The 19,733-nt window shown below is 40.5% G+C and carries 16 protein-coding genes and 1 pseudogene; 7 read left to right on the top strand and 10 right to left on the bottom strand.

Features of this window, described 5'->3' with window-relative positions; genetic code table 11:
• Positions 1–24 precede the first annotated feature (24 nt).
• Positions 25–1,566: an ABC transporter permease subunit gene (locus ACQFX9_RS00820; protein WP_427160279.1), complete on the bottom strand. Its 1,542-nt coding sequence runs from the start codon at positions 1,564–1,566 to the stop codon at positions 25–27.
• A 102-nt stretch (positions 1,567–1,668) separates the two neighbouring features.
• Between ACQFX9_RS00820 and ACQFX9_RS00815 the strand changes: the two genes are divergently transcribed.
• On the top strand, positions 1,669–1,818 hold the full coding sequence (locus tag ACQFX9_RS00815; protein ID WP_427160278.1) for a hypothetical protein: 150 nt from the start codon (positions 1,669–1,671) through the stop codon (positions 1,816–1,818).
• On the opposite strand, the gene ACQFX9_RS00810 is transcribed toward ACQFX9_RS00815, so the two are convergent.
• Together ACQFX9_RS00810 and lipB are read right to left on the bottom strand one after the other, a co-directional pair.
• The gene (locus ACQFX9_RS00810) at positions 1,815–2,015 is read right to left on the bottom strand and encodes a hypothetical protein (protein WP_103140857.1); all 201 of its coding nucleotides are present in this window, start codon (positions 2,013–2,015) and stop codon (positions 1,815–1,817) included. The genes ACQFX9_RS00815 and ACQFX9_RS00810 overlap by 4 nt on opposite strands.
• Before the next feature lie 183 nt (positions 2,016–2,198).
• On the bottom strand, positions 2,199–2,876 hold the full coding sequence (gene lipB / locus ACQFX9_RS00805; protein ID WP_427160277.1) for a lipoyl(octanoyl) transferase LipB: 678 nt from the start codon (positions 2,874–2,876) through the stop codon (positions 2,199–2,201).
• A 746-nt stretch (positions 2,877–3,622) separates the two neighbouring features.
• On the opposite strand from lipB, the gene hpf reads away from it, so the two are divergent.
• The gene (gene hpf, locus ACQFX9_RS00800) at positions 3,623–4,276 is read left to right on the top strand and encodes a ribosome hibernation-promoting factor, HPF/YfiA family (protein ID WP_427160276.1); all 654 of its coding nucleotides are present in this window, start codon (positions 3,623–3,625) and stop codon (positions 4,274–4,276) included.
• A gap of 69 nt (positions 4,277–4,345) precedes the next feature.
• Here hpf and ACQFX9_RS00795 read toward each other — a convergent pair.
• Positions 4,346–4,663: pseudogene (locus ACQFX9_RS00795) on the bottom strand (DUF4351 domain-containing protein); the annotation flags it as partial.
• Positions 4,664–4,786: 123 nt separating this feature from the next.
• Here ACQFX9_RS00795 and ACQFX9_RS00790 point away from each other — a divergent pair.
• Positions 4,787–5,344 (top strand): tetratricopeptide repeat protein, encoded by a 558-nt coding sequence (locus ACQFX9_RS00790; protein ID WP_427160275.1) that lies wholly within the window; start codon positions 4,787–4,789, stop codon positions 5,342–5,344.
• Between the two features lie 255 nt (positions 5,345–5,599).
• Here ACQFX9_RS00790 and ACQFX9_RS00785 read toward each other — a convergent pair whose 3' ends face one another.
• The 4 genes from ACQFX9_RS00785 to ACQFX9_RS00770 form a co-directional block, all read right to left on the bottom strand.
• Positions 5,600–6,808, bottom strand: coding sequence for a 4-hydroxy-3-methylbut-2-enyl diphosphate reductase (locus tag ACQFX9_RS00785; protein WP_427160274.1), 1,209 nt, complete (start codon positions 6,806–6,808; stop codon positions 5,600–5,602).
• Positions 6,809–6,961: 153 nt separating this feature from the next.
• Entirely contained in the window at positions 6,962–7,783 is an 822-nt protein-coding gene (locus ACQFX9_RS00780) for an SGNH/GDSL hydrolase family protein (protein ID WP_427160273.1), read from the bottom strand.
• Positions 7,784–7,856: 73 nt separating this feature from the next.
• The gene (locus ACQFX9_RS00775; protein ID WP_427160272.1) at positions 7,857–9,254 is read right to left on the bottom strand and encodes an ammonium transporter; all 1,398 of its coding nucleotides are present in this window, start codon (positions 9,252–9,254) and stop codon (positions 7,857–7,859) included.
• A 380-nt stretch (positions 9,255–9,634) separates the two neighbouring features.
• Complete coding sequence (locus tag ACQFX9_RS00770; RefSeq protein ID WP_427160271.1) at positions 9,635–11,440, bottom strand: ABC transporter ATP-binding protein; 1,806 nt, start codon at positions 11,438–11,440, stop codon at positions 9,635–9,637.
• Positions 11,441–12,018: 578 nt separating this feature from the next.
• On the opposite strand from ACQFX9_RS00770, the gene ACQFX9_RS00765 reads away from it, so the two are divergent.
• From ACQFX9_RS00765 to ACQFX9_RS00750, 4 genes are all read left to right on the top strand, one after another.
• Complete coding sequence (locus tag ACQFX9_RS00765; protein ID WP_427160270.1) at positions 12,019–12,348, top strand: hypothetical protein; 330 nt, start codon at positions 12,019–12,021, stop codon at positions 12,346–12,348.
• Positions 12,349–12,443: 95 nt separating this feature from the next.
• Positions 12,444–13,571 (top strand): TOMM precursor leader peptide-binding protein, encoded by a 1,128-nt coding sequence (locus ACQFX9_RS00760; RefSeq protein ID WP_427160269.1) that lies wholly within the window; start codon positions 12,444–12,446, stop codon positions 13,569–13,571.
• Between the two features lie 5 nt (positions 13,572–13,576).
• The gene (locus tag ACQFX9_RS00755) at positions 13,577–14,878 is read left to right on the top strand and encodes a YcaO-like family protein (RefSeq protein ID WP_427160268.1); all 1,302 of its coding nucleotides are present in this window, start codon (positions 13,577–13,579) and stop codon (positions 14,876–14,878) included.
• A gap of 57 nt (positions 14,879–14,935) precedes the next feature.
• Positions 14,936–15,667: a SagB/ThcOx family dehydrogenase gene (locus ACQFX9_RS00750; protein ID WP_427160267.1), complete on the top strand. Its 732-nt coding sequence runs from the start codon at positions 14,936–14,938 to the stop codon at positions 15,665–15,667.
• A 56-nt stretch (positions 15,668–15,723) separates the two neighbouring features.
• On the opposite strand, the gene ACQFX9_RS00745 is transcribed toward ACQFX9_RS00750, so the two are convergent.
• Together ACQFX9_RS00745 and ACQFX9_RS00740 are read right to left on the bottom strand one after the other, a co-directional pair.
• On the bottom strand, positions 15,724–17,310 hold the full coding sequence (locus tag ACQFX9_RS00745; protein WP_427160266.1) for an ammonium transporter: 1,587 nt from the start codon (positions 17,308–17,310) through the stop codon (positions 15,724–15,726).
• Between the two features lie 396 nt (positions 17,311–17,706).
• On the bottom strand, positions 17,707–19,176 hold the full coding sequence (locus ACQFX9_RS00740; RefSeq protein WP_427160265.1) for an ammonium transporter: 1,470 nt from the start codon (positions 19,174–19,176) through the stop codon (positions 17,707–17,709).
• Positions 19,177–19,733 lie beyond the last annotated feature (557 nt).

The following is a 19,733-nucleotide window of genomic DNA, read 5'->3' as shown; positions in this document are numbered from 1 at the left end:
CCTCTATATCTAGCTGTGACAATTTTATTTTCTAGTCACATTAGAGGTAATATCTGTACTAACTTTACCTGATTGAGTGGGATTCATTAAAATTTCTAACCGACTAAAAGCTTGAGAAGATAACAGCGTTAAACATAGATAAACTAAGGCGACTGCTGCATAAATTTCAAACGGACGATAGTTGGCAGCAACAATCAATTGTCCCTTGCGAAATAATTCTTCAAATCCAATAACTGCTACTAAACAAGTATCTTTTAACAAACTAATAAATTCATTTCCTAAAGCTGGTAACATCCGCCGAAAAGCTTGGGGGAAAATCACCAAACGCATTGTTAAGATAGGATTGAAGCCTAATGATTTAGCTGCTTCTGCTTGTCCTGGTTCAATTGATTGAATACCAGCACGAACAATTTCAGCAATATAAGCTGCACAATTTAAACTTAAGGCAATTACCCCAGCGACTAAACGATCAAATGTAAAAGTAAAATTCAGTTCTTGAGCAATGGCGGGGATGCCAAAATAAATCATAAAAATTTGGACGAGTAAAGGCGTACCTCGAAAAAAGTCAACATAAGCTCTCGCTAACCAGCGCAAAAGAGTAATTTTAGAAAGGCGTACAATACCGATTAATGAACCAGCAATTAAACCCAACACAACAGAAAGCACTGTAAGTTGTAGGGTGATTAATGCACCTTGTAATAGAGTTGGTAAAGCTTGTAAAATTAAACCAATTGAGGCAAATATGCTACCTTTATCTGTGTTAGTTTGATTAGCAAATGGTGATTTATCTGGTAGTTGTGGCGGAGTAGCGTTAAACCATTTTTGATAAATTTGATTATAAGTGCCGTTTTTTAAAACTATATCTAATCCATTATTAATAAGTGATAAATTCGGGGAATTTTGGGCTGTGGCGATGCCATAATATTCCTCTGTAAGTAATTGTTCTACAACTTTAATACCTTTGAGATTGCCTGTATTAATAGCATATAAAGTTACTGGTGCATCATTAATAACTGCATCTACATTACCGTTAAGTAATTCTTGTAGGGCTAAAGGTGCAGAGTCAAAACTGCGAATTTCTGCGCCTGGGATACTTTTAGCTTTCTCTGCGCCGGTTGTACCAATTTGGACGGCAATTTTTTTATTTTTGAGACTGTCAAAACCTGTAATATTGGGATTATTTTCCTGAATAGCGATCGCTAATCCGGCTTTAAAATAGGGACGGGAGAAAGCTACAGCTTTGGCGCGTTCGGACGTGATAGTAATAGAACTGATGGCTGCATCTACGGTTTTGGCCTGTAAAGCTGGGATAATCCCATCAAATGGCAAACTTTGGAATTTTACTTGCAAGTTAGCAGATGAGGCAACTGCATTCATTAAATCAATGGAAAAACCCTGCAATTCTCCACCTTGTCCTTGAAACTCAAAAGGGGGAAACGCTGGTTCAGTCGCAGCACGTAAGGTTTTAGCCGTACTCGAATTAACGCTACAGCCAGAAAGGAAGACACAACTCACACACACAACTAGACACCAACACAGCCAATTTCTAAAACTGAATCTAGCCATGTGATGCTTACCCCCTGAGTGAGTGATGAGTGCTGAGTAATGAGTAATGAGTAATGAGTGATGAGTAATGAGTAATGAGTGGTAAGTGTATGCTTAATTTGAATGGGTGACAACCTTACTAAGTTTAAGGAAATTGGTTTTGTCGGAAGTCAGTATCGGCTAAACGCTTTGCTACTACTCACAAAACTCAAAACTCAAAACTCAGCACGGGCTAAACGCCCCGCTTCCGCTAACAGCACTCACCACTTTTAAAGATATTCTCGTAAGAAGTCAAAGGGATCGTCTTCCCAACATGGTTCAGGAATCATGAACAACAAATTGGTGTTGATGTCAGCTTCAATTTCTTCGCTATCGTGTCTGTCAAAAAGTTCTGTGAGAACTTTCCAGTCTCTTTCTCTAAGAGACGTAAACACTGGGGCGTAAGTCTGTGGAGTGTTTGGATATGTCACAGGTGCAATTTGCGTCAACTGATACAAAAAGTGGGCTTTGAGAGTGCCAGACAATCACATTCTAACTTGCTCAATTAAAATCTCAAATATACAGATATTTGCTTTTTATTACTTGATATTTCTCATTAAAAGTAAATTGCACCCATTACATATTTACATCTAAAAATACTGAAAACAGCACAATTATTTCACAATTGCCTCGATAAATTTGACACCAAATACTTCCGTAAAAGCTTGGGCGATATGAGGACGTATTTCATCGCAGGTAATTCCAGGAATCCATTCGGCTAAACTACCGACTGGTTTATCTGCAATACCACAGGGAACAATGCGGCTAAAGCCTGTCATATCAGGACACACGTTTAAAGCGAAACCGTGCATGGTAATCCAACGACTGACTTTAATTCCAATTGCAGCCACCTTACGTCCTTCTAACCATACACCAGTCAAAGACGGAATGCGATCGCCTGTTAAACCGTAAACTGCAAGCACGCGAATGATTACTTCTTCTAACTGCCGCAAGTACCAATGTAAGTCTTTATGATAACGGTGCAGATTTAAAATCGGATATCCCACTAATTGTCCGGGACAGTGATAAGTTACTTCCCCGCCACGTTCTGTTCTGTATACCTCGAACAACTGTTGATTTACGTCAAATTTGAGGAATTCTGCGTTGCTACCTTGTCCCAAGGTGTAGACAGGGGGATGTTCTAGCAAAATTAATACATCTTCCAAATCAGGGTGATGAATCCTCTCCGTTAAGAGGGATTTTTGCCATTCATGGGCTTTTTGGTAAGGTATCAACCCCTGATTGTATAGCAAACAATATTTTACTTGTGCTGACTCATTACTACGGCTCATAACGAATATCAACTGTATTAACAACTAAATATATTGCAAGTTCTAGGAATATCTTCAACAATTGTCAAGCTATGCAAAGGATTTTAAAGGAACATCAAGGGAATCATCTTTGGGAAAAACAAAGTGCTAGTTTGAATATATAAACACAAAGGTGTTGGGAGGAATTCCTACAATAAGCATCACGCCAAGAGAAGAGGAACGAATGTACTGGCTGATGAATTTCATATCTTTTTACATCTGAAGGACTTGTATACTCTCACAAAAAAGCAAACAAATCTCCTTTAACAAACAAAAAGTAACTACTATGGGTTATGTAAAGTTTGTTTTGATGCGTCAGTTAGTCAAAACAGCCATTAATGAGGCTACCTTAATTGAGAAAAAAAGGCGATGATCCTAATTGTCTGGCAATCAATTAGAGCGATCGCCTAATTTGGGGCAAGCGAATCGCAGCAAATCAAGGAGCAGAGTCAAGAGTGTACATAAGAATAACTATATAGATGCAAAAAATGGGAGTAAACAGACTAGTACACAAAGGCAAAGGTAAAAGGGTGCAAGGTGAAATCAAGAAAGCTGGTTTTCAGGTTTTCTCCTACTTTGACTTAGTGCTTTTTTACACTATGTCGTACTTGCAGTACGTTTTAATATTCCTCAATAGGTGTTGGTGCAGTGACATAACTTACCGCAATCTCTTTTCTTACTAAGACGACATCACATTAAATATTGAGCTATCGAGCGGGAGAGTTTACATGAAGCTTGTCATCCACGGCAAAAATATTGAAATTACCGATGCGATTCGAGAATATGTGCATCAAAAAATTGAAAAAGCAGTTAGTCACTTCCAGAACATCACCAACGAAGTGGATGTCCACCTTAGCGTAGCTCGCAATCCCCGAATTAGTCCTAAACAAGCGGCTGAAGTCACTATATTTGCAAATGGTAGTGTCATCCGCGCCGAGGAAAGCAGCGAAAACTTGTACGCTAGTATTGATTTAGTTGCAGATAAAATTGCCAGACAACTGCGAAAATATAAAGAAAGAAAACAAGACAAGAAAACTCAAGCTCAACCCACTAATGAAGTAGTAGTACCACAACCAGTAGTTGCAGATTTAATCGGCGATCGCACTCCCGAACTCCCCCAAGAAGTTGTCCGTACCAAATATTTTTCCATGCCACCGATGACGGTTGCAGAAGCTTTAGAACAGTTACAGTTAGTGGGACATGATTTTTATATGTTCCGCAATGCTGAAAGTGGTGAGATTAACGTCATTTACGAACGCAATCATGGCGGTTATGGCGTAATTCAACCCCGAAACAACAACGGCCATACCCATCATACCAACGGTAAAAATGGTAAGGTGGCAGTTAATATGGTGATGCCAGAAAAATCTCACAGTAGATAATTAGATATCTCCCGACTATTAAGTGATGCGAAGTTGATTTTGCAGATAGTCGGGAGATTCTTAGCTTTTTTAGGAATCTATTGTATTTAACCACGTTTCTAAATCCGCGATCGCCTGAAAATCTAACAGAGCTTCTCCCAGATGTTCTACTTGTTCTAAAGAGAGAGTTTCTACCCGTTCTCGCAGTGACTGTGGTAATTCTCCCACACGACGAGTAAGTTGACGAAAAATAAGCGATCATTCTCGTTGTTCTCCTCGTTGTTCTCCGATTTTTTCACCTTCGGAAAGAATATCTTGATAAATCACTGATTCGCGCATCATACCCTCCCGAAATAACTGTTGAATCAAGTCCTTTTTGTATTTTAACCCCGCTAAAATTTGAGTGTAGAATAGATTCTCAAACCCTTTAATGGTATATTAAACTCGGCAATAGTTAGTAAGTCTTTGAAAAAAGCCTTACTGGGATAGGAAATGATTTCCTTAAAACGGCATTTGGAGTTTAATAAGCTCATGAAAATAGTCAAATTTTTATCATATATAATAACACTGTTTTCTTTGTATTTATTTATTGTCTTTAATAATGCTCAACGTCAATTGAGCCAAGTTCCCATTTTTAATACTATATCTGGCATAAAAGAGGAGCATTTAGGAAATAAAGATAGTGCTATAGCTTTTTATAATAAAGCTATTGAATTAGAACCAAATAATTTTGCTCATTATGTTAATAGAGGTATGTTCTTTGCAGAAAATGGAGACCCTAAACGAGCCTTTGACGATTATAATAAAGCAATAAAACTCAATCCTAAAAATCCTATTACCTATGATAATAGAGGTTTTTTAAAATCTCAAATGGGAGATAATAAAGGGGCAATATCTGATTATAGCCAAGCTATAGCAGTAGATCCAAACTTCATTGCAAGCTATATAAGTAGATATAAATTATATGTAAGTATGGGAGATAAGAAAAAAGCAATTGGTGATTTACATAAAATTGCAGATATTTATAAATCCAATGGACAAGAAGCAGAGTATCAACAAGTTATTCAAGAAATAAATACTTATGAATAAAAGATACCTTTTCCAGACAGGATATTTTAGATAGGCTAGTTTTGGAAATGGTAGTAAACTCAGTTTTTATCTTCAGGAAATTATCAAATAAACAATAATTAAAACAACTGGAAAAACAAACTAGTTCAAGTAATTACAAAGATGAAAATTCTTATTAGAGGACTAAAGTCCTTACTACAAACAATAATTTACTAAGTGCTGAATTTTTGAGTAATTTTATCTTACTCATTACTCAGCACTCATTACTCAGCACTTTCAAGAAACCGTCACAGTTGCCTTCAGAGCAAAAATCTTCTCAATTATATCTTCGACAACCTTATCAGGTGTAGAAGCTCCAGAAGTAATGCCAACAACAATTTCCCCATGTGGTAGCCAGTTGTCTGTAATGACTAAATCACCAGTTAATTGCCGATGTTCAATTGATGTTCTAGACTTAATACGCCCTACGCTATCTATATGATATGAAGGTATTCCTCTTTGTTGGGCAATTTGTTGCAATTGTGTAGTATTGGAAGAATTAAACCCACCAATTACCACCATAAAATCTAATTTTTGTTCCACTAATTCCAACATCGCATCCTGGCGTTCTTGGGTAGCGTCACAAATAGTATTAAAACTTTGGAAATGTTGATTTAATTCAACGGGGCTGTATTTCTGCATCATGGTATGCTCAAACAGTTTACCAATCTGCTCAGTTTCACCTTTGAGCATGGTGGTTTGATTGGCGATACCGACGCGTTCTAAATCTGTGTCAGGATCAAAACCTGGGGAACAGGCTTTAGCAAACTTTTGTAAAAATTCCTGGCGATCGCCCCCATGTAAAATGTAGTCAGCTACATATTGGGCTTCTTGCAAATTGAGAACGATTAAATATTTACCAGCAAAGGAACTAGTAGCAACAGTTTCCTCATGCTTATATTTACCATGAATAATTGAGGTGTAATCGCCTTTTTTGTGCTTTTCTACAGTGTTCCAGACTTTGGAAACCCAAGGACAGGTGGTATCAACGATTTTACAGCCTTTATCGTTGAGTAGCTGCATTTCTTGGACACTAGCCCCAAAAGCAGGTAATATCACCACATCTTCTTGACCTACGACAGAAAAATCTTTTTGAGTACCATTTACAGGAATAAAGTCAACTTGCATTTCCTGCATTCGCTGATTAACAGAAGGGTTATGGATAATTTCGTTAGTAATCCAAATGCGTTCTGTAGGGAAGTGCTTGCGGGTTTCGTAAGCCATCGCCACAGCGCGTTCTACACCCCAGCAAAATCCAAAGGCTTGCGCCAAGCGGATAGTGACATCACCTCTTTGCAAAGTGTAATTGCGATCGCGAATTTCTTGAATTAGATTACTTTGATACTCAGATTTCAATTGGGTAGCGACTTCAGCCTGATGACCAAATCCTTTACGGTTGTAATTCTCGGAGTGATTTAGTGAACGCTTAAAAGCTTTTGTATCCATAATCTCTTATTTGTTTATATCTCCTCTTTAATGATTCTCTCGCGCCAAGACGCATATTGAGAAAGTAAAAAGTAAAAAGGCAAAAGTAAAAAGAAAGTAAAAGATATTTTTGCGCTTTGCCTTTACCAATACCCAGTCCCTAATCCCCAGTCCCTAATCCCCAGTCCCCCCTCCCTGCTGATAAATCTGCAACGCAGTGCGCCACACAAGATAACCTGCGGGACTGAGATGTAAACCGTCAGTAGTCAATTCAGTCCGCATATTACCTTTTTGATCCGCAAACAAGGAATATAAATCTAGGTATTCCACACCTTCTTTCACGGCGATGCTTCGTAACTGCTGATTTAACTTTTCAATTCGACTGTTGGGAATCGCTAGTAATTTCTCTTTTCCTTCCCAAGTGGCTGCTGCTCCTCCGTGGGGCAGAATTGATTGGATAAAGATTTTGGTTTTGGGATGACTTTTTCGCAGGTAAATGATGATTTGCCGTTGATTGTCTAAAATGACTTGATCATCTACTCCCCGAATCAAGTCATTAATCCCAATCATCACAAAAATCGTCTCTGGTTTTGTCTGGTCAAATAAATTTAATCTTTTCAATAATCCATTGCTGGTTTCGCCGGAAATTGCTTGATTGAGCCAATTTCTATCTTGCGGTAATAATTCCACAGGAAACCACAGACTCAATGAATCTCCCACTAAGACACTCAACTTTGATGGACGCTGTTGAGCAGCTACTTGGGCTTCTTGATTGAGGATATCTACCCATTGTTGATAGGTGAGTTGATGGCGGGGGCCTAACTCTGGTGTTGGGGGTGGGTTTTGGTTGGCTGGAACTGGAGGAGGGGCATTACTGGAAACGGCGGTCAATCCCTGCTGTCGCCAAATCAGCAGAATGACCGCCAACATAAGGATGCCGTTGGTTGCCAGTAAGAAAAACGCCCAGACCGGAAAGGTTTTTGCAGTAGTGGACACGACTAGCGAAATCTTCCAATGATTTGACTCAGATTTTAAATCGCTAGTAAGATAATCGCACTATTTTCAGCAATTATTCGGATACAATGCGATCGCCAAACTCGGAGTTATAACCCTCTTCTCCGTGTTCATTGATATCCAAACCCTGGTATTCGGCTTCTTCTTTGACTCGTAGCCCCACGGTAGCGGCAATAATTTTGAGAATCAGCCAAGTCCCCACAGCTGCAATTACGTAAGCAATCACAATGGCTGCTAGTTCTACACCTAATTCTCCAAAATTACCCCGCAATACTCCATCTTTACCGGCAGAGTTGACTTCCTTAGTGGCAAAAAAGGCAGTTAAAATTGCCCCAACTGTGCCACCTACACCATGTACAGGATAGGTATCTAAGGCATCGTCAACATTTAGCTTATGTTTGAAACTGACTGCATAGAAACAGACGAAAGCAGTGATGAAACCAATCAAAATTGAGGCTAAAGGTGTGACAAACCCGGCGGCTGGAGTAATTCCCACTAAACCGGCAACTGCCCCTGTAGCTGCGCCAACAGCCGTAGGTTTACCCCGTAAAGTTGCTTCTAAAATCAACCACATCAAAGCCCCCGCCGCCGCCGAGGTGTTAGTAGCAACAAAAGCAGTCGTAGCAACGTTGGTGACTAGATTACCAGAAGTCCCGCTAGCTACAGATAAAGCACTGCCAGCATTAAAGCCAAACCAACCAAACCACAACAAGCCCGCACCCAATAAGATGAATGGGACATTATGGGGGGGACTAAGACGGTCGGGGTGAGTTTTGCGTGGCCCTAAGACAATCGCTGCAACTAGGGCAGACACACCAGAACTGATATGCACAACTGTACCACCAGCAAAATCTAGCGCGCCTAAACCGCCATATAACCCCAATAAACCACCTTTAGCCCAAACCATATGCGCTAAAGGTGTGTAAATCAAGGTTGACCACAGCAAAACAAACAAACAGTAGGCACGAAAACTCATCCGTTCGGCGATCGCACCAGAAATCAACGCCGGGGTGATAATAGCAAACATGGCTTGATAAATCATGTATGCTTGATGGGGAATCGTCGGAGCGTAAGAAACTACATCCACAGGTGCTGAACCTTGTAGATAGTTGGTTGTTTCTAGCCCCACACCATTTAAGCCCAACCATTTTAAACCGCCAATAAATGGCAACCCAGGTGCAAATGAGAGACTATAACCCCATAACACCCAGCTAACTCCCACAATCGCCATCAATACAAAACTCATCATCAATGTATTGAGGATATTGCGCGATCGCACAAAGCCACCATAGAAAAATGCCAATCCTGGTGTCATCAACAGCACTAAAGCTGACGATACCAACATAAATACTGTATCTCCAGTATCCGCAGATGGAGTATTTGCTGGTGTTTGAGCAAACGCATAACCCGTGAAAGGCACTGCCAGCAGTAGTAGGGTTATAAACCCAATCACGAAAAATTTCTTGATCACGTCTTTTTGTTTTTTTCCTTGAAGAGCAATATCCTTGTATACTTAGTTACAATTTGATTACTTTTTGGTATGAATTTTTGTTTTCTAGGTTACTGAGATTTAGGTTTCGGGAAATTTTAACAAAAAAATAATACTATTGATAGATAAAATCTATGCAATTAATTTGTAAATTTTATTACTTAATACTTAAGCCTATAACTAAAAAAGGTGAGCCTGATGAGAAGTTTCTAGAATAAAACTGTAATATTTACTACAGTATTTCTAGCTGCAATATCCGCCTAATTTATTGATTGTGTGTTGAGAAGTTTTACATGGAATCTGCGTAAAATTATGCAGTTAAAAAGTTGATATGTGCTGGGCAGTTAATTTGGCATTTTGAAATATTCCCCATACTGCCGAATCTGCATATTCCACAACGTTGTATACTCACCACTGTGGCTTAGAAGTTCCTGATGCGTCCCATCTTCGATTAATTGACCGGCTTTAAGGACTAAGATTCTTTGCGCCATTCGCACAGAGGCTAGTCGATGCGTAATTAAAATAGTAGTTTTACCTTGGGCTAGTTCTACAAACCTCTGATAAAGCTCATATTCGCTACGGGGGTCGAGTGCGGCTGTAGGTTCATCTAACAAGAGGATTTGGGCTTGCTGACGCACAAAGGCGCGGGCTAGGGCTAACTTTTGCCATTGACCACCAGATAATTCTGTACCACTAAACTGCTTACCCAAGGGTGTATCCTCCCCTGTGGGAAATTGTGTGATTAGTTGGATGATATCGGCTTTTTCTATAGCAAACCTCAGTAAATCTCGATTTTCTAGGGCTTGGAGATTGCTTAAAGCGATATTTTCTCCCAGGGTGAGAGCATAGCGACCGAAATCTTGAAAAACCCCGGCTATTTGCTGTCGCCACTCTTGTAGATTTAAATGCTTCAGGTCTACCCCATCAACTAAAATTCTGCCTTGAGTTGGGTCGTATAATCTGGTAAGTAACTTGATGATAGTAGTCTTACCTGCGCCATTTTCGCCAACGATCGCCACTGTTTCACCAGGGTGTAGAGTAAAAGAGATATTTTTCACAGCCCATGCTTGAGCGTCTGGGTAGCGAAAATAAACGTTTTCAAAAGTAATCCCAGTCAGTATAGGGTTGGGGGTTCTCTCTCCAGGTACAGTCAATAACATGGGACTTGCGCTGTCGAGAAAATTAAAGAATTGCTGCATATATAAGACATTTTCCCAAAGTTCCAACCCATTACCGACAAATGCAGCTAAATTTTGTTGGAAGTAAGTTAAAGATTGAACGAATAACAACACACTACCTGGACTAAATTCCCCTTGAAATGCTTGCTTGACCACCCAGTAAAAAGCAAAGCCATTTCCCAAGGTGCTTAAAACAGCTAAACTGGAAGACCAAAAAGCTTGTTGACCTCGTAAATGGCGCATAGAGTTGTGTAAAGACCCAAATGCTTGCAGATATCGCTCAATAAAAAATTCACCTAGCTGAAACAGTCGCGTTTCCTTAGCGTAGGTGTCAGTCAACATCACTGATGTGTAATACCTCATTCTGCGGGCTTGAGGACTATTTTCAAATAGAGTTAGCCAAATTGCTTTACCATATTGGGCAGAGACTACTACTTGGGGTACAGTAGCGATCGCAATTATGAGAGGAATCCAAAAAGCTAGGGGAATTAATAACCCCACCATCACCACCACTGTGACAAGTGACCGACCCAACTCCACTAAATTTTCTAATAAATTCAAAGGTTGATAACTAACTTGTTCTTGCAACAGCTGTAACTCATCATAAAATTGAGCATCTTCAAAACGGCTGAGGTCAGGTAAAGTATCCGCTTTACGCATCAACATTAAGCTGAGATGTGCTGTCAACTTATCATTGACATTTCCTTGGAGTGCAGTGCGCCAAGGATCAAGGAGTGTTTGTATTAATAAAGCTCCCACCCATCCAGCCACTAAAGGTAGTAAAATTTCCCACCCCAACGCTTTACCAGAAGACAACTCTGTTGCTACCGTATCTATGACTAATTTGGTAATCCAAACACTAACAGCAGGTAAAAACCCTTGCACTAAAATCACGACCATTAAGACAGCAATTTCCTGTGGTGCAGCTTTCCATACTAAGGGTAGAGAACGCCATAAAGCTTGAGTGTACACATTCCACCTAACTCTGATTTTGCATTTTCATGAAAGTTGATCTCTGATTGATTATTGCTGAAGTTTATGTAATTTTTTACTCTAAAATTCTTTAATTTATGTATCTACAACCTTAGTATTATCTGTAATAAAATAAATACTTCTGAAGACATAACCTTAAAAATAATCAATAACTACCTCAGAAAGAATAAAAACATATAAAAGAAGATATCGTTGATATTGTTGAAGAAATCAAATCATTAAAAATCAAAGTCATTTATTGATTTCAAAAGCAACAGTTAGTTCTCAAGATTTGAGATGAGAAGAAAATCAAATCTCCAGCATAATTCACTTGCTAAAATTAGCAAGCAAATTTGACTTTTGTGGACTAGTAATACTCTGAATACCAAGATGTGAACTCTCTGTTAATTGGATTAGCAAAATCATGACAGATAAAGAAATTACTGTGGTTCTAGCAATTAGTGATTTCTGAAGTGTCCTTTTGCTAAAAAAATATTAACAGATTAATATCATCCCTATTCAATGTCATGAATTCAGACTTTCCGACAGTTCAAATGAGTTTAGGTTACAAGGAGTAAATGATGATGTTTACTGATGTAAAATTGCGGGAAAAAACTATAGAAATGCGTTTAGCAGACAGCGACGATAAACTGGAACAGGTTTTGCTGTCTGAAGCAGAGATTACAGCTTGGGAAAAATTAGCTAGTCAAGGAGTGATGCCTCCTATTATCGGTAATTGCGGAGGTTGTGGTGGTTGCGGTGGCTGCGGTCGATGTGGTCGCTGTTTCCGTTGTTTTCGCTGTTTTGGCTGCGGTGGCTGCGGCGGTTGCGTTAAATGTGGAGGCTGTGGTGTTGCCTCACTACCAGATGCAAATGTAGAAGAAGTGGAGATGAATTTTGGTTATTAATGTAACCAATTTTTAGCTAGTTAACAAACCTCAAACTGTTGCTTTTGTTTATTTTAGTAAGCCCGATATTTTGCTAAATTTGGATAGAATCAACCATGCAATTTCATGACAATCAAAGGTTGCGCTTACTGGAACATCTCCTGATTCATGTGATGCCTTCCGAGACTGAAATAGACCGAGAAACGATGATATTTAACACAACGCGACGCACTCTCAAAGTCGATGGTCAAGCATTAAAAGATTTAGAGAATATTGTTTTTCCTTTACTAGACGGAACACGTACAGTCGGAGAAATACGTGCTGCTGTCTGGGAACAAATTACGGATGCTTCTCTCAATCAATGTTTAACATTTTTGATGGAGAATCGCTTAGTTGAAGAATATTCAGAAACTACATTTGCTTTAAATAATCACGAGCAATTTTTACCTCAATTTAGCCTGTACCATGAACTAGGTTTTCAGCAAAAAAATGCTCAAGAACGTCTAGCGAATGCTCGTGTGGCAATTTTTGGGTTAGGTGGCTCAGGTGTAGTAGCCGCAATCCATCTAGCCGCCTGTGGTGTAGGATTTCTGCGCCTGTGCGATAGTATTTCTACATCTGCTTATGATGCCACGATTATGGCCAATTGGGGATTGAGTCAGTCTGGTAGTTTGCGCGCTGTGGAAACAGCTAGACAGATTGCAGGGATGGGAGGGTTTACCGCCATTGAGACGGTTACGGACATTTTAAATGATGATGACACAGTCAAGGCTTTATTGGATGATGTTGATTTAGCTATTGTTGCCACTGATGCAGTCCCAGTGAATTTAGCCTATCGCCTCAACCGACTTTGTTTAAATATGCAGTGTCCATTACTCCCTGGGGGAGCTTTTGGAATTGAGGGTACTATTGGCCCTTTGGTTGTCGGCGGCGATAGTCCCTGTTATCTGTGCTATCGGATGCGGTCTATTGCTTGTGCTAAGTTACCAGAAGCACAATTACAACTAGAAAGACACTTAGACCGCGATCGCCGTTCTCAACCCCAATGGCGGGAAAATTTGCCGATAGGTCACACCTTGGTGGGTAGTTACTTAGTGCTGGATGCAGTGAAGATGTTACTAGGTTTACCAGTCGCTACACAGGGTAAATTACTCCATCTAGATTTAATCACCACCAAACTGACTCACAATGTTGTTCTCAAAAAGCCTGGCTGTCCTCACTGTTCTTCCCATTCCCCATTTTGAAAATCATGAACGCAACAGTTGCTAGCCCAAACTGGCGAGATTTAGTCAGTCCCCACACTGGTATCATTCAAAAATTAGACAGATTAACTAAATCCTACACAGAGTTTGAACTGCCTGTGTTGTGGCAAGCGGAACTCTCGCACTTTAACATCTATAAAGCCACAGACGATTTACGTTACGGCGTAGGCAAAGGGATGACTGATGAACAGGCGATTATCGGTGCTGTAGGCGAAGCTTTAGAACGTTATTGTGGTAGCATTGTTGACCGCAGACAAGTAATTGTCGGTAGTTACGAAAGTCTAGCCGATATGGCTATTCCTCCCCAAGTTTTTTTCTCGTTTTCTCAGCAGCAATACTCTGACCCCAATTTTCCTTTTCCGACTTTTGACCCAAAAATGCAGACTTCCTGGGTGAATGCTGTGAATTTGCATAGCCAGGAGCAGGTTTTACTCCCAGCAGCCTCGGTTTATCTCAATTTTTGTAGTCATCAGTTAGGGGATTGTATCTTACCTGTCACAACTAACGGTATGGCCAGTGGTTTATCTGTAGAGTTTGCAGCCTACCGTGGTTTGTGTGAGTTGATTGAACGCGATGCTTTCATGATTACCTGGTTAAATCGTCTCCCAGTCCCCCGCATTGATTTTACTCATCAACCAGGCATAGAAACTGCGATCGCTCGTAACTATGCCAGATTTGGCGTAGAATTAATGGCGTTTGATTTGACTACAGATATTCAAGTACCGGTGATTGCAGCTTTTGCAATTGACCGTTCTGGTGAGAGTCCGGCTTTAGTCACGGGTTTAGGATGTGATTTAGACGGTGCCACAGCCCTTCGCAAAGCTATCTTTGAAGTTTGTCAAATTCGCCCCCATGATATTAGCCGTATGCTGGCGGGAGATGGTGCAAATCTCCATCAATATCAAGATATCCAAGATTTAAAAGACCACAGTGCTTTTTTCTACACAACCGCAAGACTTGGGGAGTTAGATTTTCTCCTCCACCATAACTACAGGCGAGAAATTGCAGATTTACCCACTTGTAAGGACTGTACAGAATCACAAAGGTTGCAATCAGTGGTGCAGAAACTTCATCAAGTTGGTGCTGAAGCTTATTTAGTAGATGTCACCACCCCTGATGTCGCACCACTAGGTTTTCGGGTAGTACGGACGTTAGCCAGTGAATTAGTACCAATATATTTTGGCTATGGTCAAGAACCCTTGGGAACTCAACGCTTGTTTACAGTTCCAGAACGTTTAGGCTACAGTCGCCCTCATCACCTAAATCCTTGCCCACATCCCCTAGATTAAATTGCTCAACTAACGATTCTTTGCACCTACAAAGCCTCATCTAAAATTCTTTTCGCTATGTACAAAGTCAACGAACCTCTAGAGTTAACCCTGCTTTACCATTTGAATTCCCCGCCACCAGAGGCTTATGCCCAACCAGTGCCTGCTGGTGAAATGCGTTATCTAGCAGATACTCCCGTTTTAGAATTGCCACCCGTACCCAGGGATAATCCTCTGGCAAGTTTGTTAAGTAAACGTCTTTCTGTGCGTGCGTTTCAAAATGTCCAGATGTCACAGACTGTACTGGCACAGTTACTAGATTCAGCCTGTGGCATTAATGGTCTGCGTCAGGTACAGGGTTATACCTATGAGGGCAGAAATGCTCCCTCAGCTGGTGGACTCTATCCCCTCGAAATGTTTGTATCAATACAGGAAGTTACTGGTTTAGCTGCGGGTTTATACCACTATGAACCCCGTGGTCATACCTTACAGTGGGTGAACGAGTCAACACCACACGACTTTATTACACCTCTATTAGATCAGGATTTTATTACTCATGCCAATGCGTTATTTATCCTGACTGGTGTGTTTATGCGATCGCTGTATAAGTACGGTACTAGAGGCTACCGTTTTGTTTTATTTGAAGCTGGTCATCAAGCTGAAAATATCTGTCTGATGGCTGTAGAGTTAGGACTTGGTAGTCTTTGTCTGGGGGGATTTCACGATTCCAGCATCAATCGTCTTTTGGGTATTGATGGTCAGCGTCACGCCACACTCTATTGTATTGCTGTTGGTAGTGAAAAAGTTTAAACCCCCAATTTCGTACTGAAATTGGGGGTCTAGAATGCTTGTAATTCTAATTTGCTTTATACCGTACCAGGATAATCTTCACTGGATGAATAGCCTTCAGGTTGACCACCTTCTGCAAATCCGCCAGGACTTGCTTCCTTGAGGAATCCACTGTAAGCTTCCATACCGTGTTCGCCAATATCCAAGCCTTCCAGTTCTTCTTCTCTGGTGACGCGAATACCCAAAGTAGCCTTCAAAATGATCCAGAAAATACTGGAAAGAAGTACAGTCATCCCACCGACGGAAATAGCACCTAAAAACTGTACACCTAACTGTCCAAAGCCACCACCAGCGAATAAACCCTTGGCAGGGCCAAGTCCCTCACCATACCAGGAATAAACACCAGGGCCAACAGACCACAAACCAACAGCCAAAGTACCCCAAACACCACAAACTAGGTGAACGGATGTAGCACCTACTGGATCATCAATGCCGAGTTTATCAAAGAAGGTGACAGCAAAAACAACGATAACTCCAGCAATTAAACCGATAACAAAGGAACTAGGAATACTGACATAGGCGCAAGATGCCGTAATACCCACCAACCCGGCCAAAATACCGTTGATAATCATTGATAGGTCTGGCTTACCTAAGTACAACCAAGCAGTAATAGTCGCAGCAATTCCACCGACTGCACCCGCCATATTGGTTGTTAAGGCAATGTGAGTAATGGCACTGGGATCAGCTGCCATTACAGAACCAGGGTTAAAACCAAACCAACCCAACCACAAAATCAAACAGCCTAGAGTGGCAATACTCATGTTGTGGCCGGGTAAAGCCACAACTTTACCGTCTTGATATTTACCAATGCGGGGGCCAAGGAAAGCTGCTCCCATTAAAGCTGCCCAACCACCGGCTGAGTGAACAACTGTAGAACCAGCAAAATCCCAGAAACCTTGTTTGTATAACCAACCGCCACCCCAAATCCAATGTCCAGTAATGGGGTAGGCAACACCTACCAGTAAAAGGCTGAAAATTAAAAAGTCAACAAACTTGATTCTCTCTGCTACTGCACCAGAAACAATTGTGGCGGCTGTTCCCGCAAACACTAATTGGAACAAAAATTTAGCAGCTAGAGGTACACCAGCCCAGTTTAAAGCACTAAATACACCTTGATATTCTTTTGCAGTGGCGGGACTGTTATCTGCTCCTGCTAAAAAGAACCCATTTAGCCCGATAAAATCGTTACCATCGCCGAACATCAAGCCAAAACCAATTGCCCAAAAAGCAACGGTAGCCAGCGCAAACACAATTAAGTTTTTGGCGAGGACGTTCACAGCATTTTTTTGACGACAAAAGCCGGTTTCTAACATACAAAAACCAGCATTCATGAAGAATACTAAAAATGCTGCGATCGCTACCCAAAGAGTGTCTAGGGCTACTTTTAATTCTGCTGTTGTTGGCCCGGCTGCTGGGGTTTGAGCAACGGCAACATAACCCCATCCCAAAACAATTAAACAAGCTAGGGGTAAACAAGCTTGCCAACTAGGAGATAGTCGCTTGATTAAACTAAATAAATCGGTTTTGGATTTAAAATGCAGGCTTTTGGCGGAATTCCTGGTAGAGAATCGCCTATTTTTTATTTTTGATTTACGTTTGTACATGGGTTACAACAATGCCCTCCAAACTATCCTTGATAGCTAGAAACAGATTGAGCAAACAGCTCACACTTTCACTGCAAATCAGTGGTTTTGATGTTTTTTGTCAGACCTCTTAACTGGTCAATCAAAAACTCAAAATAATTTATCTAGAAGTTTAGGGAACTAATGACACTTTTGTAAATATTTTTGCAAATATCCTTAAAAATTTATGATGTATTTTCTGCAACAGTCAAGTATTCTTCATTCAATCTTTAATCATGAAAAATACAATTAAATATGGCGATCGCTTGATTTTGTCAAGTTAATCTTCATCAGATATGAAAACAGAAATTCATCATCAATTTGTGCCACACCTTACTACTCTTGGTTTACTTTTGTCAATGAATTAGTTTCATTACTTTATTCATTCTCAAAAGAGCTAACATCTGAGCTTTTGGGATAGTGTTTTTTCTCTTCTGGCAACTTCTCTACTGAATAAATATCAGGCCAAACTGACGCACCATGTTCATGAACGTCAATTCCCTGGCGATCGCCTTCAGGATTAACCCGTAAGCGTCCCAAGGCTTTGAGAGTGCCGAACATCAAAAAGCTAAAAGCAACTGTAAAGACTGCGATCGCTACTACCCCTAAAAGTTGTATCCCTAATAGTTCAATCCCACCCCCTAACAATAAGCCTGCTTTTTTGTTCAAAGTTAGTTCAGGTTGTCCTAAAAAACCCACGGCGAGAGTTCCCATCATGCCGTTAATTCCATGCACGGAAAAGGCAGAAACAGGATCATCAATTTGCAGTGACTCAATTAGATCAATACCTTGCACTAACAGAATGCCAGCAGTTAACCCAATCAATACCGCCGCCCAAGGGGCAACATAAGCACAAGCAGCTGTAATTGCGACTAAGCCACCTAATGCACCGTTCAGGCAATACTCTAAATGCCATTTTTTAGTACGAATATACTGATAGAGCATAGCTGTGAGTGCGCCTGCACCACCAGCCAGTGTGGTGTTGACTGTCACTAAGCCAATTAATCCTGTGTTACTTGTACCCAGGGTTGAACCAGGGTTAAAGCCATACCAGCCAAACCACAAAATCATTGTTCCCAAGGTTGCTAAACCCAGGTTATGAGCTGGTGGTGGTGATCCCCACGCTGAACGTCCAGGACGCGGCCCCAATAAATATGCCCCGATTAAAGCTGTCCAACCTCCCACGCAATGCACAACAGAACTACCAGCAAAGTCATGATAGCTGAGTTTAGATAACCAGCCATTCACATTCCAAGCCCAGTGGACGATTATGGGATAACTAAATGCTCCCATGACGGCACTGTAGATTAAGTTGCCAATGAAGTCAGTTCTACCCAACATCGCACCAGTAGTGATAGTGCTGGCAGTTGCAGCAAAAGCAAACTGGAAGAAGAACAAAGTATAGTTATTGATCAGAGCTTTAGAGCCAGGCACACCCATCGGATAAACACCATCACTGTTAGGAATTTGGCTCATAAAGAAAGTGTCTATCCCTAACAAACCCCCGACACTCGTACCGTAGGCAATACCAAACCCTATTGCCCACCAAACCAAGATAGTAACAGCTGCATCAATAAAGTTTTCTACCAAGGCGTTAACTACACCTCTTTGTCGAGAAAAACCAGCTTCCAACATAGCAAAGCCAGCTTGCATAAAGAATACTAAGAATCCCGTGATTAGTACCCAGATAGTGTCTATCGAGAATCTCAATGCCTCGATTTTTTCTCCACTAGAGGGTAAATTAGCACTATCTGTTGCTTGTACAACGGTGGGGGCAAAGATTGCCAAGATCATTGAACCGATCGCCAGTACGATGATGCGTTGCCAAGGTCGAATACGCTTATTCATTAGCTCAATATTTTTCCTGCTTGAAAAGCGATGATTGATCATGGTAGCAGACTGATCAAAATCAAAGAGTTTTGATCAGCAAATCTAGCGATCTAGTTTTCCCTAAAACTGCATCTATTTTTTGCTCTTCACCACTCCATTTATTTGATAGAACACAGAACAGAAGCAGCCGAAATCTACTGCAAGTGATTTATTCATGAATAAATTGCATTCATAGTGTTTTAATTACAACATTAGTTCTGTATACTAAAATACATTTTTATTATTCTTTCAGAGAATTTAACTAAAAATTAAGCCCACTATTATGAAGAAAACCCTTTACTGAGAGGGCGATCGCTGACCTTTACAGATCAGCCATCCAAACTTTATTAAATTAAAATACAAAATATTAAGAATGTTAAAAATTAGTAATTACGAATTACTAATTTTTCATGAAGTTGAATAATTATCTGCCAAGTCTTAGTGTTCAGGAGGTGGATACACAGCCGAGCGTAGCATTCTAAACCTAATCGTGGTCTGGTATCACTTATACCAATTCACTAAAATTCTGATACAGA

Source organism: Aliinostoc sp. HNIBRCY26 (assembly GCF_050235535.1).
In the GTDB taxonomy this organism is placed as follows: domain Bacteria; phylum Cyanobacteriota; class Cyanobacteriia; order Cyanobacteriales; family Nostocaceae; genus Trichormus.
The sequence above is the reverse complement of the archived record's forward strand: the minus strand, read 5'-3'. Positions and strand labels throughout refer to the sequence as shown.